Source organism: Pseudomonas putida (assembly GCF_022627325.1).
Taxonomy (GTDB): domain Bacteria; phylum Pseudomonadota; class Gammaproteobacteria; order Pseudomonadales; family Pseudomonadaceae; genus Aquipseudomonas; species Aquipseudomonas putida_X.
Genome location: NZ_JAETZZ010000006.1, coordinates 265,955 through 290,298 on the forward strand (window position 1 = coordinate 265,955; position 24,344 = coordinate 290,298).

A 24,344-nucleotide genomic window follows, 5' to 3' on the forward strand; every position below is an offset into this window, starting at 1 on the left:
GATCATGAGTGTCATGTCAAAGGCGGCGCTGCCGTTGCTGGTGGTTTCCAGCCTGCTGGCAGGCTGCGCCACCCACAGTGACGGCAGTGCGCCCCTCAATCAACGGACCTGGCCCATCTGCAGCCTGCTCGGTGGGCTGGCGGGCGGCGGCCTGGGCGCTATAGAAAGCTCGAGCTGGGCTGCAGGCGGTGGCGCCCTGGGTGTGATCGCCGGCGGCCTGATCTGTTACGCCCAGGATGGGGATGAAGATGAAGATGGCGTGTTCGATCGCCGTGACCGTTGCCCCGACACGCCTGCCGGCACCGCAGTCAACCATATGGGCTGCCCGCTGCCGCAGTATCCGCCCAGCCAACCTGCGCCCGAACCGCAGCCAGAGGTGATCTCCCTCGACGACCAGGGCCAGGTGATGTTCGCGTTCGACTCCGCCGACTTGACGGCGGGCAGCCAGCAACGGCTGCAAAGCCTGTTACCCAGGCTCAATGAGCTGGGGGTATCGCGGATCAAGGTGGTTGGCCATACCGACAATGTCGGGTCCGACAGTTACAACCAGGCCCTCTCCGAGCGGCGTGCCGCCAGCGTTGCACAGTACTTGATCAGCCAGGGCCTGGCCCCGCAGAAGGTGACCAGCGAGGGGCGCGGGGCGAGCGAGCCGGTGGCAGAAAACGACACCGAAGAAGGCCGTGCGCACAACCGGCGGGTGGACCTGCACCTTAACTGAGCAGCGATGGGAGCAGCAGATGAAATTCATTCTGGGCCTGGGTAAGACCCTCACCATCGCTTTCTGGGGCGTGGTGATGTTCAACCTGATGCTGCCGCAGCCGCTGCCGTTCAACCTGTTGATCAATGCTGCGGGCATTGCTTTGCTGGGCCTGCACTTTCTGGAAGTGCTGTTCTTCAACGGCAGCTTGCGTGGGCGCAGCCACCGCTGGTTCGATCGTTTGCAGATACTGCTGACGGGAATTTTCCATGTGATGTCCATACCGCGGCCGGCAGCGCTGCCGCGCCGTGGCTGACCACGGCGCGGCCTTGCTACGCCGGTAACCGCGAACTGGCTACCGCCACCACCGCCAACCCCAGCAGGAGGTTGGCCCCCACCAGGCGCCGGATCCGGCCTAGCGCCGCAGCGCCTGCGGCCCAGTCTTCGGCTTGCACCGCAGCCTTGAGTTCAGGCAGCAACAGTGCCTGGATCCGCATGAACAGCGCGAACATGGCGATCCCGCCCCCCATCATCACCTGCACATACCTGGGGGCTGTCTCGAAGCCGTTGAAGCGCAGGTGCAACATGCCGACACCGCTTATCGCCAGAATGGCGATCGCCAGCCAGACCCATCTGAAGAAACGTCGGAAAACGTCCACCCAGAGCCGAAGCCGGGCAGGCCCCTCAAGGGCTGCAACCGTGGCAGGGCGCAGCACCAGCCAGGCGAAGAACATGCCGCCGACCCACACAAGGGCGGCCAGGACATGCAGTGTGTAGGGGAGGGCAAAGGCAAGCATCCGGATCTCCATGCGGCACAATGGGCAATAGCGGGGTATGATAGCCGCCCCATGCGAAACACTGAAAATATATCCAGCCCTTCGGGCGCCTGCAGACCATGATCAGCAACGAACTCAAAGCCACCATCCAGGGCGCCTACTCGCGTTTTCTCGAAGCCAAGAGCCTCAAGCCGCGTTATGGCCAGCGCCTGATGATCGCCGAAGTGGCCAAGGTCCTGGGCGACATTGCCTGCGACGACGAAGGCCGCCGCGCGGGCGAGCCTGCCGTGGTCGCGGTGGAGGCGGGCACCGGTACCGGCAAGACGGTCGCCTACAGCCTGGCCGCAATCCCGGCCGCCAAGGCTGCTGGCAAGCGCCTGGTGATCGCCACCGCGACCGTGGCCCTGCAGGAGCAGATCGTCTTCAAGGACCTGCCCGACCTCATGCGCAGCAGCGGTCTGAACTTCAGCTTCGCCCTGGCCAAGGGCCGCGGCCGCTACCTGTGCCTGTCCAAGCTCGACATCCTGCTGCAGGAGGGCCACGCGCAATCGGCCACTGCACAGCTGTTCGAGGAAGAGGGCTTTCATATCGAGGTCGACGAGCGCAGCCAGAAGCTGTTCAACAGCATGATCGAGAAGCTCGCCGGCAATCGTTGGGACGGCGACCGTGACAGCTGGCCCGAAGCCCTGGAAGACCAGGACTGGGCGCGCCTGACCACCGACCACAGCCAATGTACCGGCCGCCACTGCCCGAACTTCCAGCAGTGCGTGTTCTACAAGGCCCGCGAAGGCATGGGTAAGGTCGACGTGATCGTCACCAACCACGACATGGTCCTGGCCGACCTGGCCCTGGGCGGCGGCGCGGTGCTGCCTGACCCGCGCGACACCATGTATGTGTTCGACGAAGGCCACCACCTGCCCGACAAGGCCATCGGCCATTTCGCCCACTTTTCGCGTTTGCGTTCCACTGCCGACTGGCTGGAGCAGACTGCCAAGAACCTGACCAAGCTGCTGGCCCAGCACCCTTTGCCGGGCGATCTGGGTAAGCTGATCGAGCAGGTGCCGGAGCTGGCGCGGGAAATCCGCACCCAGCAACAGTTCATGTTCACCTTGTGCGAGCAAGTCGCCGACTTCCGCCCCAGCGAAGACGTGGAGGGGCGAGAGCGCCCGCGCTATCGCTTCGAAGGCGGCGTGGTGCCCGAGCAGATTCGCGAAGTCGGCATCGAGCTGAAAAAGGGCTTCGCCCGCCTCAACGATCTGTTCACCCGCCTGGCCGACCTGCTCAAGGAAGGCATGGACGGCGAGGTCAACATCGGTATCGCCAGCCACCAGGCTGAAGAGTGGTATCCCTTGTTCGGCAGCCTGGTCACCCGCGCCCAGGGCAACTGGGAGCTGTGGACCGCCTTCACGGCCGAGGACCCAGAGGACAGTCCGCCCATGGCCCGCTGGTTGACCCTGGCCGAAAGCGGGGCGCTGTTCGACATCGAGGTCAACGCAAGCCCCATTCTGGCAGCCGAAATGCTGCGGCGTAGCCTGTGGAGCGTTGCCCATGGCGCGCTGGTCACCTCGGCGACGCTGACCGCGCTGGGCAAGTTCGACCGTTTCCGCATGCGCTCGGGCCTGCCGCGCGATGCGGTGACCTGCGTGGTGCCCAGCCCGTTCGTGCATGGCGATGCCGGCCTGCTGCGGGTGCCCGACCTCAAGGCCGACCCGCGTGATGCCGCGGCGCATACCGCTGCGATCATCCGCGAGCTGCCGAACATCGTCGAAGATGCCCGCGGTGCGCTGGTGCTGTTTTCCTCGCGCAAGCAGATGCAGGAAGTGTTCGACGGCCTGGACCGCGACTGGCGCAAGCTGGTGCTGATCCAGGGCAATCTGTCCAAGCAAGAGACCCTGAACAAGCACAAGGCGCGGGTCGATGATGGCCAGCACAGTGTGTTGTTCGGTCTGGCCAGCTTCGCCGAGGGCGTCGACCTGCCCGGTGCCTATTGCGAGCATGTGGTGATCGCCAAGATCCCCTTCGCCGTGCCTGACGATCCGGTCGAGGCGGCACTGGCCGAGTGGATCGAGGCCCGCGGTGGCAACCCCTTCATGGAAATTGCCGTGCCCGATGCATCGTTGAAGCTGATCCAGGCCTGTGGTCGCCTGCTACGTACCGAACAGGACCGGGGCGTGATTACCTTGCTTGACCGGCGTCTGGTTACCCAACGCTACGGCAAGGCTATTCTCAATGCGCTACCGCCCTTCCGGCGGGAGATTTCCTGAAGGCCGGAGCATGATGTGCCGGCCCGTTGTCCACCACGCTGTCGGGGGCCCATGAGGGCCTCACAGGAGAGCCTGAGCCCTATGATCCGCCGCACCTTGCCTGCTGTTCTCACCTTGTTGTTCAGCGCATCTGCACTGGCCGGGCAGCAGACGCTGTTCAGCTTCGTGCGCCCGGCCTCGGTCGTCAATGTGGTGACCGAAGGGGCCGGGATGCCGCAGTACAACGCAGAACAGACCGCAGAAGGCGAGGTGTTGCGGCGGGTGGTGTTCAACCCGGTTGAACGGCCTACCCTGCGCCTGAGCCCACAGAGTGGCGCATGGGATTGGTCGGCTGGGCAGTTTCTGACCTTGCGCCTGCAAAGTGCCATGGATTGGGCGCTGACCGTCGATGTCACGGTGCTGGGCAGCGACGGGCGTACTCTGACCAGCCGTATCGACCTGCCGGCAGGGCCTGCGCAGACGGTCATGGTGCCGCTCAAGGCCAGTTCCCCCCTTAGCCAGGGCATGCGCGCCGGCCCACCGATGCCCTGGAACCGTGAGGGGCAACGGTTGCTGCTGACCAGCAGCGCCGGTGAGGTCGATCTCAAGCAGGTGGTTTCCGTCAGCTTGAGCATTCCCGGCCCCAAGGTTGCGCAGAACCTGCTGATCGAGAAGGTCGGTATCCAGGACGATGACCTTGCCTACCAGGCCGCCTACCACGCGCTGATCGACGCTTACGGCCAGTCCACCCGCAGCCGCTGGCCCGAAAAGGTGGTCAACGATGACCAACTGAAGGCTGCCGACAGCCGCGAGCAGCAACAGCTCAAGGCCTGGCGGGCCGAGCATCACAAGCAACAACTGGACATCTACGGCGGCCTGCTGGCGGGGCCGGCGTTCGAGGCCAAGGGTTTCTTCCGTACCGAAAAGCGTGACGGCCGCTGGCACCTGGTAACCCCCGATGGCCATCCCTTCTACTCGCTGGGGGTCAATGCCGTGGCTGCCGATGGCGGGCGTACCTATGTCGCAGGGCGCGAAGGCATGTTCGAGGCGCTACCGGGTGAAGGTGACGCACTCGGCGCCTTTTATGGCGAGAGCAACAACGATGATGGCAATGCCTCGTCGCAGGGGCGCAACTTCAAGAAAGGGCGTTGGTTCGACTTCTATGCGGCCAACATTCACCGCGCCCATGGCAAGCCTTGCCCGCCGGAGGGCGAATCGCAACCTGCCGCGCCCTGCCCGCCGCCTGCGCTGGACAGCGCTCGTTGGCAGGCGCATACGCTCGATCGGTTGCAGGCCTGGGGCTTTAACACCCTGGGCAACTGGAGCGACCCCGAGCTCGGCCAGGCCAAGCGCATGCCTTATACACTGCCGCTGTCGATCGTCGGTGACTATGCCAGCATCAGCACAGGCATGGACTGGTGGGGGCGCATGCCCGACCCGTTCGATCCGCGTTTCGCCATGGCCACCGAGCGTGCCGTGGCCATCGCCGCACGTGACCACCGGGATGACCCCTGGCTGATCGGTTACTTCGCCGACAACGAGCTGGCCTGGGCTGCGCCTGGCAACGACCCGAAGGCCCGTTACGGCCTTGCCTATGGCACCCTGCGTCTGACAACCGATGTGCCGGCCAAGCGTGCTTTTCTCAAGCAGCTGCGTGACAAGTACCGTAACCAGCAGGGGCTGTCCAAGGCCTGGGGCATCGACCTGCAAGCCTGGGAGTTGATGGAAGACCCGGGCTTCGAGGCGCCGCTGCCCAACCCCGAGCACCCTGAGATCGAACGCGATTACCAGCACTTTCAGCAGGTGTTCGCTGAAACCTATTTCAAGACCATCGCCGATTCGCTGAACTGGCATGCGCCCAACCACCTTCTGCTGGGCGGGCGCTTTGCCGTCAGCACACCCGAAGCGGTCAAGGCCTGCGCCGAGTTCTGCGACGTGCTGAGCTTCAACTTCTATACCCTCAAACCCGACGACGGCTACGACTTCGCCCGCCTGGCCGAGCTGGACAAGCCCGTGCTGGTGTCCGAGTTCCAGTTCGGTTCGCGTGACCGTGGGCCTTTCTGGCCAGGGCCGGTGGAAGTGGCACGTGAAGAGGAGCGGGGGCCGGCCTACGGCAACTTCCTCAAGGCGGCATTGGCGCAGCCGATGATCGTCGGTGCCCACTGGTTCCAATACCTCGACCAGCCCGCCAGCGGGCGCTTGCTCGATGGCGAAAACGGGCACCTTGGCTTGGTGGCGATCACCGATATGCCGTATCCGGCTTTTGTCGAGGCGGTGCGCAAGAGTAACCGGCAGGCCGTTGGTCAGTTGAGCAGCCTGTTGCACCAAGAGGGCTCTACCTCGGGCGCGGCAACCGAAGAGGCGCCCTGAAAAGGGCGCTTTTCTGCGTGATCAACCCGCCTTGCCCAGTAGGCAAAACCGCCAACTACTGAAACAATGCCCCCTTTTTCGGCAAGGTCGAACGGAGAACGAGCGGGTGCAGATCCAGGGTCACTATGAGCTGAAGTTCGAGGCAGTGCGCGAAGCGTTCGCGGCATTGTTCGATGATCCTCAGGAGCGCGGCGCCGCGCTGTGCATTCAAGTCGGTGGCGAGACGGTAATCGACCTTTGGGCGGGCAGTGCCGACAAAGACGGCCAGCAGGCCTGGCACAGCGATACCCTCGCCAATCTGTTCTCCTGCACCAAGACGTTCACTGCCGTCACGGCGCTGCAGCTGGTCGGTGAGGGCAAGCTGGCGCTGGATGCGCCGGTGGCGCGCTATTGGCCAGCGTTTGCCCAGGCAGGCAAGGAGAGCGTCACCCTGCGCCAACTGCTCAGCCACAGGGCGGGTTTGCCCGCTATCCGCGAGCTGCTGCCAGCAGAGGCCCTGTATGACTGGCAAACCATGGTCGATGCACTGGCCGCCGAGACACCTTGGTGGGCGCCGGGTACCGCGCATGGCTATGCCGCCATCACCTACGGCTGGCTGATCGGCGAGTTGATCCGCCGCGCCGATGGCCGTGGCCCAGGGGAGTCGATCGTGGCGCGTACCGCGAGGCCGCTGGGGCTCGACTTCCACGTAGGCCTGGCGGACGATGAATTCCACCGTGTGGCGCATATTGCGCGCGGCAAGGGCAACGCCGGCGATGCCGCCGCCCAGCGCTTGCTGCAGGTGACCATGCGTGAGCCCGAGGCGTTGTCTACCCGTGCGTTCACCAACCCGCCGGCCATCCTCACCAGTACCAACAAGCCTGAGTGGCGCCGCATGCAGCAACCGGCGGCCAATGGCCACGGCAATGCCCGTAGCCTGGCGGGTTTCTACGCCGGCCTGCTCGACGGCAGCCTGCTTGAGTCCGAGCTGCTCGATGAACTGACGCGTGAACACAGCATCGGCGAGGATCGCACCCTGCTGACCAAGACCCGTTTCGGCCTTGGCTGCATGCTGGACCAGCCCACCGTGGCCAACGCCACTTTCGGCCTGGGGGCGCGGGCCTTTGGCCATCCCGGCGCAGGGGGGTCGGTGGGTTTTGCCGACCCCGAGCACGACGTTGCTTTCGGTTTCGTGGTCAATACCCTCGGCCCTTACGTGCTCATGGATCCCAGGGCCCAGCAACTGGTGCGTGTCCTTGGCACTTGCCTTTGATCGGGTAACGCGGGTATTGCGCAATCCCTTTGACTATCCTCAATGCCAACGCCTCGAATGTGTGGGCAAAATTTCTTTCTATTTCATGGTGTATCGCTGATGTCTTCACATAAAACCTTAGCTCTCGCCCTGTGCCTGACCGCCATGACCGGCTGCGCCAGCCATTCCCAGGATGCCTCCAAGGGCGGCCTCAGCAACTGGTGGCCATTCGGTTCGGACGAGGTCGCCGAGCAGGAAGTGAAGCAGGCCGTTACCGAAAAAGTCGCCAAGGCCGATGCCAAGTCCGAGAGCGCCAGCCGCTGGTGGTGGCCATTTGGCGGTGACGACAAGCAGGCCAAGGGCCCGGTTGTGCCAAAAATTGACGAAAAGGCCACTCAGGCCTGGCTCGATCAGTACGAGCCAAAGCTGCGTGAAGCGATCAAGGACAGCAAGCTGGAGTTGGAGCGCCGCGAGAATGTGCTGGTGGTGACCCTCCCGGCTGACAGCTCCTACAACCCGGATCGTCCGAACATGCTGCTGCCCATGAGCCTGGGCCCGATTACCCGTGTGGCCAAGGCTGTCGAGGGCGATCCCAAGACTGCCGTGCTGGTGCTTGGCCACGCCGACACCAGCGGTGCTGCGGCTACTAACCAGAAGCTCAGCCTGGAGCGCGCCGCTTCGGTGTCGGCGATTTTCCGCTTGAGCGGTTTGAACCGTGACCGCCTGTCCCTCAAGGGCATGGGTTCGGAAATGCCGCGGGCAGCGAACGACAGCGTTGAAGGCCGTGCCCTGAACCGCCGCGTGGAGATGATGCTGACCCCGCAGAACACCATGCTTGCCTTGATGGCTAAGTATCAGCGTCCAGCGCCGGCACCGAGCACGATGGTAGCTGTCCAGGACACCAAGGCACCTGCCACCAAGCCAGCCGAGACCAAGCCAGCCGCCAAGGCAGCGGCCAAACCTGCTGCGAAGAAGCCTGTAGCCAAAGCCAAGGCATCGACTAAAACCGCCGCTAAAAAGAAAGCCGCGCCGGCCAAGCCCGCGGCCAAGAAAGCTACCGCCGAGAAAAAAGTAGCCGCCAATAGCCCTGCGAAGACCAACTGATCGTCAAGGAAACGCAGCCATGACCCAATCCCTGGCCGATATGCGCCGCGACTACACCCGTGATGGCCTGGCTGAAGCCCAGGCGCCGGGCGAGCCGTTCGCTTTGTTCCACCAGTGGTTCGCCGATGCGGTGAAGACCGAGCAGCCACCGGTGGAGGCCAACGCCATGACGCTCGCCACGGTCGACGGTGATGGCCGTCCCCATTGCCGTGTATTGCTGCTCAAGGGGCTCGATGACCGCGGCTTCACCTTCTTTACCAACTACGACAGCGCCAAGGGCCAGCAACTCCTGGCCAACCCCTACGCTGCCATGACCTTTTTCTGGCCGGCGCTGGAGCGTCAGGTGCGCATCGAAGGGCGTGTGGAAAAGGTTACACCTCAAGAGTCGGATGACTACTACCAGGTCCGTCCACTGGGTAGCCGCCTTGGCGCATGGGCTTCACCGCAAAGCCGGGTGATCGCCAGCCGCGAGGCGCTAGAAGGGCTGGTGAAGGCCACTGAAGCCCGGTTCTGCAACACCCAGCCACACTGCCCCGAGCATTGGGGAGGCTACCGCGTGCTGCCGGAGCGCATCGAGTTCTGGCAGGGACGGGCGAGCCGGCTGCATGATCGGCTGAACTATCGATGGGTCGATGGCCAGTGGCTGCGCGAGCGCCTGGCGCCGTAGGGTGCGGGGGGCTGCTTGGCAGCCCTGCATGCCGTTAGCACTTCAATGCAGTAAACCCTGACTATCTTCTGTCTAGATTTCCAGGCCCGGCTCGGAGGCTGTACCGTAGCTGAACGGAAATATTTTTTATGGCTTTGCTATCGTGACAGCCGTCGAAGTGCAGCGTCTAATGGACACCTGACTTATGGAGACTTTACCCATGCGTAAATCCGCTTTGCTGGTGGCGACGTTCACCACCCTGTCGTTGCTGTTGGGCGGCTGTGCTTCCAGCCTGACCGGCGACAGCTACTCCCGTGATGAGGCCCGTCGCGTGCAGACCGTGCGCATGGGGACCATCGAGTCCCTGCGCCCGGTCAAGATCGAAGGCACCAAAACCCCTATCGGCGGCGGTGCAGGCGCAATCGTCGGTGGTGTTGCCGGCAGTGCCATCGGTGGTGGCCGTGGCAGTATCGTTGCTGCGGTAATCGGCGCCGTGGCGGGTGGCCTGGCGGGTTCCGCTGCCGAAGAAGGCATCACCCGCACCCAAGGTGTCGAAATCACCGTGCGTGAGGACGATGGCAGCATGCGCGCCTACGTGCAGGCCGTGCAGGAGAACGAAATCTTCCGCGTCGGTGAGCGTGTGCGCATCATGACAGTCGACGGTACCAGCCGCGTTACGCACTGATTGCGGCAAAAACAAAACCCCGAACTGGCCAGGCCCGTTCGGGGTTTTTTATTGGCCTGTCCTGGCCCTGTCGCTGGCAATCCGGCTCCAGGCTTCAGGCTGGGGTAGGCGCTGGCGGCTTACAGCCCGAGGATGTCCCGCGCCACGGCCTCGGCAATGCGAATGCCATCCACGCCCGCCGAGAGGATGCCCCCGGCATACCCGGCACCCTCACCTGCAGGGAACAGCCCCTTCACGTTCAGGCTCTGGTAATCCGTGCCGCGGGTAATGCGCAGCGGCGAGGAGGTACGTGTCTCGATCCCGGTGAGCACAGCGTCATGCAGGTTGTAGCCTTTGATCTGTCGATCGAAGGCTGGCAGCGCCTCGCGGATTGCCTCGATGGCGAAAGCCGGCAAACTTGGCGCCAGGTCACCCAAGGTCACGCCCGGCTTGTAGGACGGCTCGACGCTACCCAGCGCGGTGGAGGGTTTGCCTGCCACGAAGTCGCCGACCAGCTGCGCCGGTGCCTGGTAGTTGCTGCCGCCCATCACGTAGGCATGCGCTTCCAGGCGCTCCTGCAGTTCGATACCGGCCAGCGGGCCGCCCGGGTAATCGCGCTCAGGGTCGATACCGACCACGATGCCGGAGTTGGCGTTGCGCTCGTTACGCGAATACTGGCTCATGCCATTGGTAACGACGCGGCCTGGTTCGCTGGTGGCTGCGACCACGGTGCCGCCGGGGCACATGCAGAAGCTGTACACAGAGCGGCCGTTCTTGGCGTGGTACACCAGCTTGTAGTCAGCGGCACCCAATTTCGGGTGGCCGGCATATTTGCCAAGGCGCGCCTTGTCGATCAGCGTTTGCGGGTGCTCGATACGGAAGCCCACCGAGAACGGCTTGGCCTCCATGAACACGCCTTTGCCGTGCAGCATGCGGAAGGTATCGCGGGCGCTGTGGCCCAGGGCAAGCACCACATGGCGCGACTGCAACTGCTCGCCGCTCTCCAGCACCACGCCGCTCAGTTGGCCATCGTCGAGCAACAGGTCGGTGACTTTCTCCTGGAAGCGCACTTCGCCGCCCAGGGCGATGATGTCCTGGCGCATCTGCTCGACCATGCCGGTCAGGCGGAAAGTACCGATATGCGGCTTGTTGATGTAGAGGATCTCGTCCGGGGCACCGGCTTTGACGAACTCCTCCAGTACCTTGCGGCCATGGTGAAGCGGGTCCTTGATCTGGCTGTACAGCTTGCCGTCGGAGAAGGTCCCGGCACCGCCTTCGCCGAATTGTACGTTGGACTCGGGGTTGAGCACGCTCTTGCGCCACAGGCCCCAGGTGTCCTTGGTGCGCTGGCGCACTTCCTTGCCACGCTCGAGAATGATCGGCTTGAAGCCCATCTGGGCCAGCAGCAGGCCGGCGATGATGCCGCACGGGCCGAAGCCGACCACGATCGGGCGCTCCTGCAGGTCGGCCGGTGCGTGGCCAACGAACGTGTAGGTGACATCCGGCGCGACGGTGATGTTGCGGTCGTCAGCGAACTTGCTCAGCAGCTCCGCTTCGTTGCTGGTTTCAAGGTCGATGGTGTAGATGAACAGCAGTTCGCTGTTCTTCTTGCGCGCATCGTAGCTGCGCTTGAACAGGTTGAAGCTGAGCAGTTGCTCATCACGGATGCCCAAGCGCTGAACAATGGCTTCGCGCAGCGCTTCGTCGGGATGGTCCAGGGGCAGCTTCAGTTCGGTGATTCGTAGCATGGCAGGGTCCAGTATCCCGGCCATGGGCGGCCGGCGGCTTTACACAAACCGCCAAGTATAAGCTGTTCGCCGCCCTGACTGGCAGGATAAAAGTGCCCGGCGATCAGTTGTCGCGTGCACCGCCGTAGTAGCCGCAGCCCTGCAGGGTCTGGCCATCGATGCGCAGCTCGGCACGCAGGTGGTGCACGGCACCGGTGGCAGTATCGACGCAACGCTGGGGGGCAGCCCACAGTTCCACATGCTGGCCGTTGGCTTCGCTGGTCAGGGTCAGGCCGCCGCCGGGCACTTCCTCTTCCAGGAAGGGCAGCGGCAATGGTTCCTTGCCAATGCGGTTGATCACCATACCTTTGCCACTGGCCTTGACGTCCCACTCGGGCTCATGGCCGCTGGCGCGCAGGGTCAGTTGCTTGAAGTTGGGGTCTTCGCAGGCGCGGGTGGACGGATCCAGGCGGTACAGGGTGCGCACCTCGAGCTGACCGTCGTTGTCGGCCTGCTTGCTGCCGGTGAGGCGCCCGCGCACATCGGCGAACAGTTTGTCACCGGCGTCGTCTGCCAGGTTCGCGGCTTCCTGCAAAATGCCGGTGCCGGCGACATCCTTGATCACGAACCGGCGGGCTTCGTTGCAGGGCTTGAACAGCAACTGGCCGCCACCGGCGCTCAACTCGCCCTGCATGCGTGTAGTACCGATGTTCGGGTCGCTTGGTGGCGCGGCCAGCATCTGGCAGCCGGCGAACAGTGGCAGCAGGGCGGTGAGTACGAGGGAAGGGGTGAGGCGCATGGGGCGGGGCTCCGGGATGCTTGCATGAAGTGCAGGCCACGGTACGCATGCCAGGCGCCGATCACAAGAGGTGGGTACGGGCGGTGCATCTGCATCAGGCAGAAAATGGGTTGAAGCCCTGATGCCATTCAGGTGAGCGATTTGGGGCTGCGTAGCAGCCCCGAAACGCTAACTGACAGCGTCAACCGCCGAGGTAGGCGTCACGCACTTTCGGGTCGGTCAGCAGCGCCTCTCCCGTGCCCTGCATGACAACCCGGCCATTCTCCAGCACATAGGCCCGATCAGCGACTTTCAACGCCTGGTTGGCGTTCTGTTCCACCAGAAACACCGTCACGCCATCGCGGCGCAACTGTTCGATGATGTCGAAGATCTGCTGGATGATGATCGGCGCCAGGCCCAGCGAGGGCTCGTCGAGCAGCAGCAGCTTGGGCTTGCTCATCAGCGCCCGGCCGATGGCCAGCATCTGCTGCTCGCCGCCGGACATGGTGCCGCCGCGCTGCACATAACGCTCTTTCAACCTCGGGAACAGTTGCAGGACTTTGTCCAGTTGCTCCTGATAGTCGCCCTTGTCGGTGAAGAAGCCACCCATGGCGAGGTTTTCCTCGACGGTCAGGCGGGCGAACACCCGGCGCCCTTCCGGGACCACGGCGATGCTCTTGCGCATGATGTGCGAGGAAGGCTGGCCGACCAGCTCCTCACCCAGGTACTTGATGCTACCGCTGTGCGCCTGGGGCGAGCCGCACAGGGTCATCAGCAGGGTCGACTTGCCCGCGCCGTTGGCACCGATCAAGGTGACGATTTCACCCTGATTGATCTCGACGTTGACGCTATGCAAAGCCTGGATCTTGCCGTAGAAGGTGGAGACGTTCTCGAACTTCAGCATTTACGCTTCCCCCAGGTAAGCTTTGATCACGTCAGGGTTGTCGCGAATTTCCTCCGGTGTGCCGTTTGCCAGGGGCGTGCCCTGGTTGATGACGACAATATGGTCGGAAATGCTCATCACCAGCTTCATGTCGTGTTCGATCAGCAGCACGGTGACATCGTGCGACTCTCGCAGATAAGCGATCAGCGCTTTGAGATCCTCGGTTTCCTTGGGGTTCAGGCCCGCTGCCGGCTCGTCGAGCATGATGATCCGCGGCTGGGTCATCATGCAGCGGGCGATTTCCAGGCGGCGTTGCTGGCCGTAGGCGAGGGTGCCGGCGGTACGGTTGGCGAACTCGGTCAGGTTGACCTTCTCCAGCCAGTACTGCGCACGCTCCAAGGCCTCTTTCTCGCTGCGGCGGAAGCTTGGGGTCTTGAACAGGCCGGCCAAGAAGTTGGTGTTGAGGTGGCGGTGCTGGGCGATCAGCAGGTTTTCCAGCGCGGTCATCTCTTTGAACAGGCGCACGTTCTGGAAGGTCCGCACCACGCCCTTGCGGGCGATCTGGTGGCCGGCCAGCCCCTGGATCGGCTGGCCATCGAGCAGAATGGTGCCGCCGCTGGGTTTGTAGAAACCCGTCAGGCAGTTGAACACCGTGGTCTTGCCGGCGCCGTTCGGGCCGATCAGCGCCACCACCTGTTTTTCCTTGACGGTCAGGCCCACGCCGTTGACCGCCAACAAGCCGCCGAAGCGCATGCTCAGGCCGCTGACTTGCAGAATTTCGCGGCTCATCGACGCAGCTCCATGTGTGGACGTTGCATAGGCAGCAAGCCTTGCGGACGCCAGATCATCATCAACACCATCAGCGCACCGAACATCAGCATCCGGTATTCGCTGAACTCACGCATCAGCTCAGGCAGCAGGATCATCACGATGGCCGCGAGGATCACGCCCAGTTGTGAGCCCATGCCGCCAAGCACGACGATGGCGAGGATGATCGCCGACTCGATGAACGTGAACGACTCAGGTGTCACCAACCCTTGGCGGGCGGCGAAGAAGCTGCCGGCGAAACCGGCGAAGCAGGCGCCCAGGGTGAATGCCGAGAGCTTGATCACGGTCGGGTTCAGGCCCAACGCACGACAGGCGATCTCGTCTTCACGCAGCGCTTCCCAGGCTCGCCCGATCGGCATGCGCAGCAGGCGATTGATGACGAACAGCGCCAACAGGGCCAGCAGCAGTGCCACCAGGTAGAGGAAGATGACCTTGTTGATCGAGTTGTACGGCAGCCCGAAGTACTCGTGGAAGGTCTGCATCCCCTCGGCGGCACGGCGCTCGAAGGTCAGGCCGAAGAGTTCCGGTTTGGGGATGTTGCTGATGCCGTTGGGGCCGCCGGTCCAGTCGGTCAGGTTGCGCAGGAACAGGCGGATGATCTCGCCAAAGCCCAGGGTCACGATCGCCAGGTAGTCACCGCGCAGGCGCAGCACCGGGAAGCCGAGCAGGAAGCCGAAGGTGGCGGCCATCAGGCCAGCGATCGGCAGGCATACCCAGAAGCTCCAGCCCAGATAGTGCGACAGCATCGCGTAGCTGTAGGCGCCGACAGCGTAGAAACCGACGTAACCCAGGTCCAGCAGGCCCGCCAGGCCGACCACGATGTTCAGCCCCAGGCCCAGCAACACGTAGATCAGGATCAGCGTGGCGATGTCGACGGCTCCGCGCGAGCCGAAGAACGGCCACACCAGCGCCACCACGATCAGGCCGATGATGATCCAGCGCTGCGTCTTGGGCAACGTCAGGAAATTGCTTACCGCCGGCGGGATCAGCTTGCGATCCGAGCGGCGGCCCATCACCGAGCTCCACTGCCTGTCGAACAGCACACGCAGGAACATCAGCACCGAGCAGGCGGCGATGATGCCGATGGTGAACGAGCCCTGGGTGTGCACCACCAGGCTGATGCCATCGATGCTCAGTTTCAGGCCCAGCACCGGGAAGGCCACGGCCCACACCAGCAAGGCGCTGAAGAACGCCTGTTTGAGATTTCTGTTCATACTTTTTCAACCTCCGGGCGGCCGAGGATGCCGGTCGGCCGGAACAGCAGGACAAGAACCAACAAGCCGAATGCCACCACGTCCTTGTACTGGTCGCCAAAGATGTCGGCGCCAAAGGCTTCGGCCACGCCCAGCACCAGGCCACCGAGCATCGCGCCCGGAATGCTGCCGATGCCGCCCAGTACCGCCGCGGTGAAGGCCTTCAGGCCCACCAGGAAACCGGCGTTGGGGTTGATCACGCCGTACTGCATGCTCAGCAGCACAGCCGCCACCGCCGCCAGCGCGGCACCGATGACGAAGGTCAGGGCGATGATGTTGTTGGTGTTGATGCCCAGCAGGTTGGCCATCTTGATGTCCTCGGCGCAGGCGCGGCAGGCGCGTCCCAGGCGAGAGCGGGAGATGAACAGGGTCAGCAGGGTCATGGCGACCAGGGTGACCACGAATACCAGGATCTGCATGTAGCTGATCAGGACTTCTTCAGCACCGCCCGGCCCGAAGGAGAAGCTCCCGGGGATCAGGTTGGGGATGGATTTGTCCTTGGAATCCTGCGAAAGCAGCACAGTGTTTTGCAGGAATATCGACATGCCGATGGCGGAAATCAGCGGGATCAGACGGTTGCTGTTGCGCAGGGGGCGGTAGGCAACCCGTTCGATGCTGTAGCCATAGGCGCTGGTGACGAAGATCGTCGCGACGAAGGCAACGGTCATCAGGATCGGTAGCGAATGGATACCCATCATGGCCAGCCCTGCGAGGGCGATGAAGGCCACGTAGGACCCGATCATGTACACCTCGCCATGGGCGAAGTTGATCATGCCAATGATGCCGTACACCATCGTGTAACCGATGGCGATCAAGGCATAGGTGCTGCCGATGGTCAATCCATTAACCAGTTGTTGGAAGAAATGGTAGATCTCAGGCATTACAGCGCTCCTAAAAACCTGATTTGCATTTCGCTGGCAGGGGTAGGCCAGGAAACCGCGAGTGACGGTTTTAAGATTTTCAGGTGAACCGGCCCCCGGATCGCGGGAGTCAGGTCCATGAACCTCGTAAAACAAAGCCCACTGCTCGCACAGTGGGCTTTTACGGTCAGCTATTTAGTCACGCAGTTATTGAGGGGAGACTTCGGTCTTCGGCTTGCCGAAGTGCCATTCGTAGACCACGAACTTGAAGTCTTTCAGGTCGCCTTTTTCGTCGAACGACAGCGTGCCGGTCGGGGTCTTGAAGGAGCCGGCGTGGATGGCGTCTGCCACCTTGTCGGTGTCTTCGGACTTGGCGGCCTCGATGCCTTTGGCGATCAGCTCCACGGCGGAGTAGGCCGGGAACACGAATGGACCGCTCGGGTCCTTCTTGTCAGCCTTGATGGCGTCGACGATGGCCTTGTTCTCAGGGTCGGCGTCGAACGACTTCGGCAGGGTGACCAGCAGGCCTTCGGAGGCGTTCTGGGCGATCTGCGAGATCGAGTCGTTACCCACGCCCTCTGGGCCCATGAACTTGGCGTCCAGGCCTTTTTCCTTCGCCTGGCGCAGGATCAGGCCCAGCTCTGGGTGGTAGCCGCCGTAGTAGACGAAGTCGACGTTGTTCTGCTTGAGCTTCTGGATGATCGAGGAGAAGTCCTTGTCACCAGCGTTCAGGCCTTCGAACACGGCAACCTTGGTGCCTTTCTTCTCCAGGGTTTGTTTGACCGCAGTGGCGATACCTTCGCCGTATTGCTGCTTGTCGTGCAGCACTGCAACGACCTTCGGCTTGACGTAATCGGCGATGTAGTTGCCGGCGGCCGGGCCCTGGGCGCTGTCCAGGCCGATGGTGCGGAAGATCAGCTTGTAGCCACGGGCGGTGATTTCCGGCGAGGTGGCGGCCGGGGTGATCATGATCACGCCTTCGTCTTCGTAGATGTCGGACGCTGGCTGGGTGGAGCTGGAGCACAGGTGGCCGATGACGAACTTGACGCCGTCGTTGACCACTTTGTTGGCGACTGCCACGGCCTGTTTAGGGTCGCAAGCGTCGTCGTATTCCTTGGCTTCAAGCATTTTGCCATCCACGCCACCTTTGGCGTTGATGTCCTTGATGGCCTGTTTCGCGCCGATGAACTGCATGTCGCCGTATTGGGTCACAGGACCCGTCTTGGGACCGGCGATGCCGATCTTGATGGTATCGGCGGCAAACGAATGGCTGGCTACCCCGGCCAGTACCATTGCGGCGAACAGCTTGGAAATCTTGATCATAGTGCTCCACTCATTCTGTTGTAATTCTTATAGTCCTGGCGGCCAGGGCTACAGACCGGGCGGGACTCGCGGTATGGCCACGCCATACTGCATGCCCACCTTCCCCCGGAACATGTCCCGGAACTGTACCGGTACAGTGTAGAGCGCTGCCCGAGCGCTTGAAAAGCGGGCGAAAAGCGCCTGTTTCGCGGGTTGTCGCATGGTCGACACAAAGATACAGAAAGGCGCCATTAGATTGCCTGCATCTTCGGCCCAACCCCACAAGTTCTGGGCCAATCGACCAAATTACATATTTGAAACCGGGTTTTTCTGCAAAAATGCCGACCTTTTTTATTGGCTGATATTTGCGGTAAAAACCCATGACTGATCAAACAAGCACCCTCTATGCCAAATTGCTCGGCGAGACGGCAACTATCGAGTGGAAAGCTTTGGAGCGTTTCTGGGCAAAGGGTGACCTGATTTGGGTCGACCCTGGCCTGGACCTGATAGCGGTTGCCGAAGTGATGGCTGAGAATCGCAGCGAGATGTTCGCCAAATGGCGGGATGATGGCACTGTGGGCCCTGTCTCGGCCGAACAGGCGCTCGACCTGCAAAGCCGCGATCCAGAGATATGGGCAGTGGTGGTTTCGCCGTTCATCCTGATTCAAGTGAAGAGCGCGAATTCTGCTGGTTGATTTTGGTGCGTAAAAATGCGCAGGTGCCCCATTATGGTGCTCGACGGCGTTCAGCTGGGGTAGAGGTAGGTAACAATTTGGCGTGGCGGTAACAGTTTACGGGATGCGTAATGGGGCCTGATAAGGCCCGGATAACCATTGGATTTGCCAGGAGTCGTTTATGAGCACTGAACTGCCTTCGCTTGGATTCGCCGGGATCGGTCTGATGGGGCTGCCCATGTGTCGGCGCCTGTTGGACGCAGGTTATCCGCTGACCGTCTGGAACCGCAGCCCGGAGAAGTGTGCCGAGCTGGTCGCAGCTGGCGCCCGGCTGGCTGCAGATCCTGCGGCGTTGTGCCGGGGCAGTGACATGGTGCTGCTGTGCCTGGCGGATACGGCGGTGGTACGCGAGGTGGTTTTCGGCGAGCGAGGTATCGCCCAGGGTGGGCGCAGTGGGCAACTGCTGATCGACTTGTCCAGCCTTGAGCCGACCGCCACCCGCGAGATGGCTGCCGAGTTGGCCGCCTTGTGCGGCATGGCCTGGCTGGATGCACCCGTGTCCGGTGGCACGCCGGGCGCCGAGGCCGGCACCTTGGCGATCATGGTCGGCGGCGAGGCTGCCGACCTGGAGCGAGCGCGCCCGGTATTGCTTACCCTTGGCCAGCGGGTCACGCACATGGGTGGGGTGGGGGCGGGGCAGGTGACCAAAGCCTGCAATCAGATGATCGTGGCCTGCAACGCCTTGGTGATTGCCGAAGTGGTGGCGTTGGCCGAGCAGTCAGGAGTGGACGCGACGCTCATCGCCCAAGCCCTGGCCGGTGGTTTTGCCGACTCCAAGCCGCTACAGATCCTGGCACCGCAGATGGCCGAGCGCCGCTTCGAACCGGTCAAATGGCACGTGCGCACGTTGCTCAAAGACCTCGACGGGGCGGTCAAGCTGTCCCGGGAGCAGGGCGCGGCGACCCCGCTCAGTGCCCTCGCCGCGCAATTGATGCGCTTGCACGGTAGCCAGGGGTATCTGCAAAAAGATCCGGCGACCCTGGTAGAGCTGTATCGCAACACGCGCTGACGGCGGCTTCCTGGCGGTCGAGCCGCTCCAGGATCGGCCGCAGTTCGGCCAGCGGTACCGGCCGGCTGAGCAGGTAGCCCTGCAGGTAGTCGCAGCCGTTGGCGGCCAGAAACTCGTGCTGCTCGACGGTTTCTACACCCTCGCTGACCACCTGAAGATGCAGGGTATGGGCCATGGCGATGATCGCCTGTACGATTTCACGGTCTTTCAGGCTGGCCGGCACGTCCTGAAGAAAGCTGCGGTCGATCTTGAGGACGTCCAGAGGCAGGCGCTTGAGGTAAGCCAGTGACGAGTACCCCGTGCCGAAGTCATCGATCGAAAGGCTGACACCCTGGCCACGGATTCGCTTGAGCAGGCTGAGCGTGCGCTGGATGTCGCCCATCAGGGCATTCTCGGTGACCTCAAGTTCCAGGTGTCGAGGGGCCAGCCCCGCCTGGAACAGGGCCATTTCCACTTCTTTGGGCAACCCGTCATGGCCCAGGGTCACCGCTGAGCAGTTGACCGTGAGCTTGAGGTCGGCGAAGCCATGGCGATGCAACTGCGCCAGGTCATCGCAGGCGTGGCGTAGTACCCATAGATCCAGGTCGACGATCAGGCCGTTGGCTTCGGCAATGCCGATGAAGCGGTCCGGGCTCAGCAACCCATGCTGCGGGTGCTGCCAGCGTACCAGCGCTTCAAGCTTGGCGACCTGGCCGGTGCCCAGGTGATAGATGGGCTGGTAATGCACGCGCAGCCCACGTTCTTCAAGCAAGGCGATGCGCAGTTCTTCTTCCAGTTGCAGTTCAAGGGTGGCGCGGGTTTTCAGGCTGCTGTTGAAAAAATGCAGGCTGTTGCGCCCACTTCCCTTGGATTGATACAGGGCAAGGTCGGCATGCTTGAGCAGCTCTTCAGCGGTGAGGCCGTCGTCGGGGTAAATGCTGACGCCGATGCTGGTGGTCATGACCATGCGCCGCCCGCCCAGGTCGATGGGGTCCTTCATGCGCTGCATGATGCGCTGTGCCAGGTGGCGTGCTTCGTCAGGCCCATTGAGGCTGGTCACCACGCAGAACTCGTCGCCGCCGAAGCGTGCCACCAGGTCGTGGCTGCGTGTGGCTGCTTTGATATGGCTGGCGATCACCTTGAGCAGTTGGTCGCCGGCGTCATGGCCGAGGCTGTCGTTGATCCGTTTGAAATGGTCGATATCGAGGAACATCACCGCCAGGCGATGCTCTTCGGGGTCCTGTTCGGCCAGGCGTTCGGCGAACACCTGATTGAAGCCTCGCCGGTTGACCAAGCTGGTCAGTGCATCGTAGTGAGCGGCTTGCTGCAAAGAGGCGCGCGCCTGGTCCAGTTGGCTGAGCAGCATATTCACCCTGCGCAGGTCGTGTTCCTTGCTCTGCAGCTTTTTGTCGGCCAAGGCTGCGCTGATGCTGCTTGCGCTGATCAGCAGGGTGATGAAAGCCACCGTCAGGCCCAGTTGCAGGCTGTTGTCGGCGGATGGCAAATGCAGGGCGGTGTCGGCAGGAATGACCAGCGTCATGGCGGCCATGGCGGTGAAATGGGTAGCCACGATGCCGCCGGCCATGAGCAGGCTCGCGCCATATTTCAGGGCTTGGTGCAGCGTGCCGCTGCCGTTGCGGAAGTAGCGGGCCATCAGCAGTGCGGCCAGGCTGGTCAGCAGGGCGATGACGGTGCTGGCCAGCAAAAGCTCGGTTTGGTAGTACTGCTTGGCCCCGGTCTGCAACGCCGCCATGCCGACAAAGTGCATCAGCAGGATGCCCAGGCCGATCAGCAGGGCGCTTTGCAGGTAGTGCTGTGGGCTCATGCGCTCGCGGTCGAGGCTGGTCATCGCCATCCAGGCCGCACCCAATGCAATCAGCAGCGAAAGGCCGCTCAGCGGTGCATCGTAGTGCAACTCCAGCGGCGCCCTGAACGCCAGCATGCTGATGAAATGCATCGCCCAGATACCCCCGGCCAGGCAGCAGGCACCCAGCATGCGCCATTGCCTCTGTGCAGCCGGTTGTTCGCTGTGTGACTGGCGCTCGGCCATGTCCAGGGTGGCAAAGCAGGCAGCGCTGGCCACCGCGAAGGCGATCAGGATCAGTAGTGGTTCATGACGGCAGTCGATGACGATGCTGCCGCTAGCCGGCACATCGGAGAACAGTTGCAGTCCCAGCCATTCCATTGCTTGCCCCATGGTCGAGTTCGCACGGGTCTCCAGTCAATCCCCAAGGAGACTATCCACAAAGGAGTATAGGAACCGGTGTTTAAACCTTCCGGGGTAATGGCTCTTTGATTGCAACGATTTGGTTATGAGGTCGATAACGCAGAGATATAAAGGAGTGGGAGATGCGCTGGCACCTCCCGCTCCCCGCGGTCGGCCTTAGCCAGCCACCAGCACGCGGATGGCCTCCAGGCGCAGCGCTGCCTTTTCGAGCATCGCCAAGCCATCTTCACGTTGCTTGCGCAGGGCGTCGATTTCGCTGTCGCGTACGCTTGGGTTCACGGCTTTCAGAGCGGTCAGACGCGCCAGTTCTTCGTCCGCTTCGGCGGCCAAGCGGCGTTGCGCCTCTGCCACGCGCTCGACGTGGGTCGGCATGATCTTGGCTTCACCGCCACTGATGCGCTTGGCCAGCACGTCGCGCTGAGCCTGCACGAACTTGTTGGCACTGGCCCGAGGCACGCTTTCGAGTTGCTCGTTGAGCGTTTCGAAGGCCACGCGCGAGGCCAGGTCGTTGCCGTTGGCATCGAGCAGGCAGCGCAGCGCCGCAGGCGGCAGGTAGCGGCCCAACTGCAGGCTGCGCGGCGCAACCACCTCGCTGACGAACAGCAGCTCCAGCAGCACGGTGCCAGGCTTGAGCGCCTTGTTCTTGATCAGCGCGACGGCGGTGTTGCCCATCGAGCCGGACAGCACCAGGTCCATGCCGCCCTGCACCATCGGGTGTTCCCAGGTGAGGAACTGCATGTCTTCGCGCGACAGCGCCTGGCCACGGTCGTAGGTGATGGTGACGCCTTCGTCATCGCCCAGCGGGAAGCTGGCGTCGAGCATCTTCTCGCTCGGCTTGAGGATCAGGGCGTTCTCCGAGTGGTCTTCGCTGTCGATGCCGAAGGCGTCGAACAGGGTTTCCATGTAGATCGGCAGTGCGAACTGGTCGTCCTGCTCAAGGATGTCCTGGACCAGCGCCTGGCCTTCGCCAGCACCGCCGGAGTTGAGCTCCAGCAGGCGGTCGCGGCCGCTGTGCAGTTCTGCTTCCAGGCGTTCACGCTCGCCTTTGGCTTCTGCTACCAAGGTATCCCATTGCTGGCTGTCCCCGCCTTCGAGCATCGGCAGCAGGCGTGGGCCGAACGTGTGCTGCAGGGCGTTGCCGGTCGGGCAGGTGTTGAGGAAGGCGTTGAGTGCTTCGTGGTACCACTGGAACAGGCGCTCTTGCGGGCTTTCCTGCAGGTAAGGGATGTGCAGCTGGATGACGTGCTTCTGACCGATCCGGTCGAGGCGGCCGATGCGCTGCTCAAGCAGGTCGGGGTGGGCCGGCAGGTCGAACATCACCAGGTGGTGGGCGAACTGGAAGTTGCGCCCTTCACTGCCGATCTCGGAGCAGATCAGCACCTGGGCGCCGAACTCTTCGTCAGCGAAGTAGGCTGCGGCGCGGTCGCGCTCAAGGATGCTCATGCCTTCATGGAAGACCGAGGCCGGAATGCCCGAGCGCACGCGCAGGGCGTCTTCCAGGTCCATGGCCGTTTCGGCGTGGGCGCAGATCACCAGGACCTTGGTGCGCTTGAGCATCTTCAGCGTGTCGATCAGCCAGTCGACGCGAGGGTCGAAACGCCACCAGCGCTCGTCGTCGCCGACTTCACCTTGGGCCTGGAACGCGACTTCCGGGTACAGCTCGGCGTGCTCGCCGGCTGGCAGGTCGCGGTACTGTTCTGGCATTGGCAGCGGGTAGGGGTGCAGTTCGCGCTCCGGGAAGCCCTGGATGGCCGCACGGGTGTTACGGAACAGGACGCGGCCCGTGCCATGGCGGTCAAGCAGTTCGCGGATCAGGCGGGCGCTCGCCTGGCTGTCGCCATCGCTGACGGCGGCCAGCAGGGCGTCGCCCTCGGCACCCAGGAAACCTTGAATGGTGGCGTGGGCCTTGGGCGACAGGCGGCCTTCGTCGAGCAGTTCCTGGACGGCTTCAGCCACCGGGCGATAGTGCTCGCTTTCGGCGCGAAAGGCTGCCAAGTCATGGAAGCGATTGGGGTCGAGCAGGCGCAGGCGCGCGAAGTGACTGTCCTGACCAAGCTGTTCGGGGGTGGCGGTGAGCAACAGTACGCCCGGGATGACCTGGGCCAGTTGCTCGACCAGGCTGTATTCGGTGCTGGCCTTGTCTTCGTGCCACACCAGGTGGTGGGCTTCATCGACTACCATCAGGTCCCAGCCCGCAGCGAACAGCGCATCCTGGGCTTTTTCATCCTCGACCAGCCATTCCAGGGCGACCAGCGCCAACTGTGCGTCCTCGAACGGGTTGCTGGCGTCGCTTTCAATGAAACGTTCGGCGTCGAACAGTGCCACCTGCAGGTTGAAGCGCCGGCGCATTTCCACCAGCCATTGGTGCTGGAGGTTTTCCGGCACCAGGATCAGCACGCGGTTGGCACGCCCGGTCAGCAACTGGCGATGGATCACCAGGCCCGCTTCAATGGTTTTGCCCAGGCCCACTTCGTCGGCCAGCAGTACCCGAGGGGCGCTACGGTCCGCCACTTCACGGGCGATGTGCAACTGGTGGGCGATCGGCTGCGCGCGGCAGCCACCCAGGCCCCACAGCGACGACTGGACCTGCTTGCTGGTGTGCTGCAGCGTGTTGTAGCGCAGGCTGAACCAGGACAATGGGTCGATCTGGCCGGCGAACAGCCGGTCGCTGGCCAGGCGGAACTGGATGAAATTCGACAGCTGGGTTTCCGGCAGGGTGCGCGGCTGGTTCTGGCCGTCGAGGCCGTGGTAGACCATCAGCCCGTCGATGTCCTCGACTTCGCGTACCGTCAGCTTCCAGCCTTCGAAGTGGGTGATCTGATCACCTGGCGAGAAGCGCACGCGGGTCAGCGGCGCATTGCGCAGGGAATACTGGCGGGTGTCGCCAGTGGCCGGGTAGAGCACGGTCAGCAAGCGGCCATCCTGGGCCAGGATGGTCCCCAGGCCGAGCTCCGCTTCGCTGTCACTGATCCAGCGTTGCCCCGGTTGATACTGCTGCGCCATACTGCCTGAACTCCCGCGATGAAAAGCCGG

20 protein-coding genes are annotated in these 24,344 nt (G+C 63.0%); 10 read left to right on the plus strand and 10 right to left on the minus strand.

The features are described from left to right. Window positions 1–4 precede the first annotated feature (4 nt). Together JNA92_RS12230 and JNA92_RS12235 are read left to right on the plus strand one after the other, a co-directional pair. Window positions 5–718 carry an OmpA family protein gene (locus JNA92_RS12230; protein ID WP_241804897.1) on the plus strand — a complete coding sequence of 238 codons (714 nt, stop codon included), beginning with the start codon at window positions 5–7 and terminating at the stop codon, window positions 716–718. A 19-nt stretch (window positions 719–737) separates the two neighbouring features. Next, window positions 738–1,013 carry a DUF1145 domain-containing protein gene (locus JNA92_RS12235; protein ID WP_241804898.1) on the plus strand — a complete coding sequence of 92 codons (276 nt, stop codon included), beginning with the start codon at window positions 738–740 and terminating at the stop codon, window positions 1,011–1,013. 16 nt (window positions 1,014–1,029) lie between these two features. On the opposite strand, the gene JNA92_RS12240 is transcribed toward JNA92_RS12235, so the two are convergent. Further along, window positions 1,030–1,494, minus strand: a complete 465-nt coding sequence (locus JNA92_RS12240; RefSeq protein WP_241804899.1) for a CopD family protein — start codon at window positions 1,492–1,494, stop codon at window positions 1,030–1,032. A gap of 98 nt (window positions 1,495–1,592) precedes the next feature. Here JNA92_RS12240 and dinG point away from each other — a divergent pair, with 98 nt between their 5' ends. The 6 genes from dinG (at window position 1,593) to JNA92_RS12270 (ending at window position 9,752) form a co-directional block, all read left to right on the plus strand. After that, window positions 1,593–3,737: an ATP-dependent DNA helicase DinG gene (dinG, locus tag JNA92_RS12245; protein WP_241804900.1), complete on the plus strand. Its 2,145-nt coding sequence runs from the start codon at window positions 1,593–1,595 to the stop codon at window positions 3,735–3,737. 81 nt (window positions 3,738–3,818) lie between these two features. Then, window positions 3,819–6,086, plus strand: a complete 2,268-nt coding sequence (locus tag JNA92_RS12250) for a beta-galactosidase (protein ID WP_241804901.1) — start codon at window positions 3,819–3,821, stop codon at window positions 6,084–6,086. A gap of 106 nt (window positions 6,087–6,192) precedes the next feature. After that, entirely contained in the window at window positions 6,193–7,338 is a 1,146-nt protein-coding gene (locus JNA92_RS12255) for a serine hydrolase domain-containing protein (protein WP_241804902.1), read from the plus strand. 99 nt (window positions 7,339–7,437) lie between these two features. After that, complete coding sequence (locus JNA92_RS12260) at window positions 7,438–8,421, plus strand: OmpA family protein (protein WP_241804903.1); 984 nt, start codon at window positions 7,438–7,440, stop codon at window positions 8,419–8,421. 19 nt (window positions 8,422–8,440) lie between these two features. Continuing rightward, window positions 8,441–9,088: a pyridoxamine 5'-phosphate oxidase gene (pdxH, locus tag JNA92_RS12265; RefSeq protein WP_241804904.1), complete on the plus strand. Its 648-nt coding sequence runs from the start codon at window positions 8,441–8,443 to the stop codon at window positions 9,086–9,088. Window positions 9,089–9,287: 199 nt separating this feature from the next. Continuing rightward, window positions 9,288–9,752 carry a glycine zipper 2TM domain-containing protein gene (locus tag JNA92_RS12270; RefSeq protein WP_241804905.1) on the plus strand — a complete coding sequence of 155 codons (465 nt, stop codon included), beginning with the start codon at window positions 9,288–9,290 and terminating at the stop codon, window positions 9,750–9,752. Between the two features lie 119 nt (window positions 9,753–9,871). On the opposite strand, the gene JNA92_RS12275 is transcribed toward JNA92_RS12270, so the two are convergent. From JNA92_RS12275 to JNA92_RS12305, 7 genes are all read right to left on the minus strand, one after another. Then, the gene (locus JNA92_RS12275; RefSeq protein ID WP_241804906.1) at window positions 9,872–11,479 is read right to left on the minus strand and encodes an NAD(P)/FAD-dependent oxidoreductase; all 1,608 of its coding nucleotides are present in this window, start codon (window positions 11,477–11,479) and stop codon (window positions 9,872–9,874) included. A 103-nt stretch (window positions 11,480–11,582) separates the two neighbouring features. After that, a complete protein-coding gene (locus JNA92_RS12280) occupies window positions 11,583–12,257 on the minus strand; it encodes a COG3650 family protein (protein WP_241804907.1) in 675 nt (224 codons plus the stop codon). 181 nt (window positions 12,258–12,438) lie between these two features. Continuing rightward, window positions 12,439–13,140 (minus strand): ABC transporter ATP-binding protein, encoded by a 702-nt coding sequence (locus JNA92_RS12285; RefSeq protein WP_012313071.1) that lies wholly within the window; start codon window positions 13,138–13,140, stop codon window positions 12,439–12,441. Beyond that, window positions 13,141–13,908: a high-affinity branched-chain amino acid ABC transporter ATP-binding protein LivG gene (gene livG / locus JNA92_RS12290; protein ID WP_241804908.1), complete on the minus strand. Its 768-nt coding sequence runs from the start codon at window positions 13,906–13,908 to the stop codon at window positions 13,141–13,143. Next, the gene (locus tag JNA92_RS12295; protein WP_241804909.1) at window positions 13,905–15,161 is read right to left on the minus strand and encodes a high-affinity branched-chain amino acid ABC transporter permease LivM; all 1,257 of its coding nucleotides are present in this window, start codon (window positions 15,159–15,161) and stop codon (window positions 13,905–13,907) included. The genes livG and JNA92_RS12295 overlap by 4 nt, the downstream gene beginning before the upstream one ends. Further along, window positions 15,158–16,081: a high-affinity branched-chain amino acid ABC transporter permease LivH gene (livH, locus tag JNA92_RS12300; protein WP_008097482.1), complete on the minus strand. Its 924-nt coding sequence runs from the start codon at window positions 16,079–16,081 to the stop codon at window positions 15,158–15,160. Before livH ends, JNA92_RS12295 begins: the two co-directional genes overlap by 4 nt. Before the next feature lie 186 nt (window positions 16,082–16,267). Continuing rightward, a complete protein-coding gene (locus tag JNA92_RS12305; protein ID WP_241804910.1) occupies window positions 16,268–17,383 on the minus strand; it encodes a branched-chain amino acid ABC transporter substrate-binding protein in 1,116 nt (371 codons plus the stop codon). A gap of 359 nt (window positions 17,384–17,742) precedes the next feature. On the opposite strand from JNA92_RS12305, the gene JNA92_RS12310 reads away from it, so the two are divergent. Together JNA92_RS12310 and JNA92_RS12315 are read left to right on the plus strand one after the other, a co-directional pair. Beyond that, entirely contained in the window at window positions 17,743–18,057 is a 315-nt protein-coding gene (locus tag JNA92_RS12310) for a DUF2288 domain-containing protein (protein ID WP_241804911.1), read from the plus strand. Window positions 18,058–18,217: 160 nt separating this feature from the next. Then, window positions 18,218–19,105 (plus strand): NAD(P)-dependent oxidoreductase, encoded by an 888-nt coding sequence (locus JNA92_RS12315; RefSeq protein WP_241804912.1) that lies wholly within the window; start codon window positions 18,218–18,220, stop codon window positions 19,103–19,105. Here JNA92_RS12315 and JNA92_RS12320 read toward each other — a convergent pair. After that, complete coding sequence (locus tag JNA92_RS12320) at window positions 19,005–21,269, minus strand: putative bifunctional diguanylate cyclase/phosphodiesterase (RefSeq protein WP_241804913.1); 2,265 nt, start codon at window positions 21,267–21,269, stop codon at window positions 19,005–19,007. The genes JNA92_RS12315 and JNA92_RS12320 overlap by 101 nt on opposite strands. A gap of 198 nt (window positions 21,270–21,467) precedes the next feature. Next, entirely contained in the window at window positions 21,468–24,314 is a 2,847-nt protein-coding gene (rapA, locus tag JNA92_RS12325; RefSeq protein WP_241804914.1) for an RNA polymerase-associated protein RapA, read from the minus strand. Between the last annotated feature and the right edge of the window lie 30 nt (window positions 24,315–24,344).

Bases quoted from the DNA above. Each gene is read 5' to 3' on its own strand.
- JNA92_RS12230 (WP_241804897.1), top strand. From the start codon at position 5: ATGAGTGTCATGTCAAAGGCGGCGCTGCCGTTGCTGGTGGTTTCCAGC.
- JNA92_RS12235 (WP_241804898.1), top strand. From the start codon at position 738: ATGAAATTCATTCTGGGCCTGGGTAAGACCCTCACCATCGCTTTCTGG.
- JNA92_RS12240 (WP_241804899.1), bottom strand. From the start codon at position 1,494: ATGCTTGCCTTTGCCCTCCCCTACACACTGCATGTCCTGGCCGCCCTT.
- dinG (WP_241804900.1), top strand. From the start codon at position 1,593: ATGATCAGCAACGAACTCAAAGCCACCATCCAGGGCGCCTACTCGCGT.
- JNA92_RS12250 (WP_241804901.1), top strand. From the start codon at position 3,819: ATGATCCGCCGCACCTTGCCTGCTGTTCTCACCTTGTTGTTCAGCGCA.
- JNA92_RS12260 (WP_241804903.1), top strand. From the start codon at position 7,438: ATGTCTTCACATAAAACCTTAGCTCTCGCCCTGTGCCTGACCGCCATG.
- pdxH (WP_241804904.1), top strand. From the start codon at position 8,441: ATGACCCAATCCCTGGCCGATATGCGCCGCGACTACACCCGTGATGGC.
- JNA92_RS12270 (WP_241804905.1), top strand. From the start codon at position 9,288: ATGCGTAAATCCGCTTTGCTGGTGGCGACGTTCACCACCCTGTCGTTG.
- JNA92_RS12275 (WP_241804906.1), bottom strand. From the start codon at position 11,479: ATGCTACGAATCACCGAACTGAAGCTGCCCCTGGACCATCCCGACGAA.
- JNA92_RS12280 (WP_241804907.1), bottom strand. From the start codon at position 12,257: ATGCGCCTCACCCCTTCCCTCGTACTCACCGCCCTGCTGCCACTGTTC.
- JNA92_RS12285 (WP_012313071.1), bottom strand. From the start codon at position 13,140: ATGCTGAAGTTCGAGAACGTCTCCACCTTCTACGGCAAGATCCAGGCT.
- livG (WP_241804908.1), bottom strand. From the start codon at position 13,908: ATGAGCCGCGAAATTCTGCAAGTCAGCGGCCTGAGCATGCGCTTCGGC.
- JNA92_RS12295 (WP_241804909.1), bottom strand. From the start codon at position 15,161: ATGAACAGAAATCTCAAACAGGCGTTCTTCAGCGCCTTGCTGGTGTGG.
- livH (WP_008097482.1), bottom strand. From the start codon at position 16,081: ATGCCTGAGATCTACCATTTCTTCCAACAACTGGTTAATGGATTGACC.
- JNA92_RS12305 (WP_241804910.1), bottom strand. From the start codon at position 17,383: ATGATCAAGATTTCCAAGCTGTTCGCCGCAATGGTACTGGCCGGGGTA.
- JNA92_RS12310 (WP_241804911.1), top strand. From the start codon at position 17,743: ATGACTGATCAAACAAGCACCCTCTATGCCAAATTGCTCGGCGAGACG.
- JNA92_RS12315 (WP_241804912.1), top strand. From the start codon at position 18,218: ATGAGCACTGAACTGCCTTCGCTTGGATTCGCCGGGATCGGTCTGATG.
- JNA92_RS12320 (WP_241804913.1), bottom strand. From the start codon at position 21,269: ATGGAATGGCTGGGACTGCAACTGTTCTCCGATGTGCCGGCTAGCGGC.
- rapA (WP_241804914.1), bottom strand. From the start codon at position 24,314: ATGGCGCAGCAGTATCAACCGGGGCAACGCTGGATCAGTGACAGCGAA.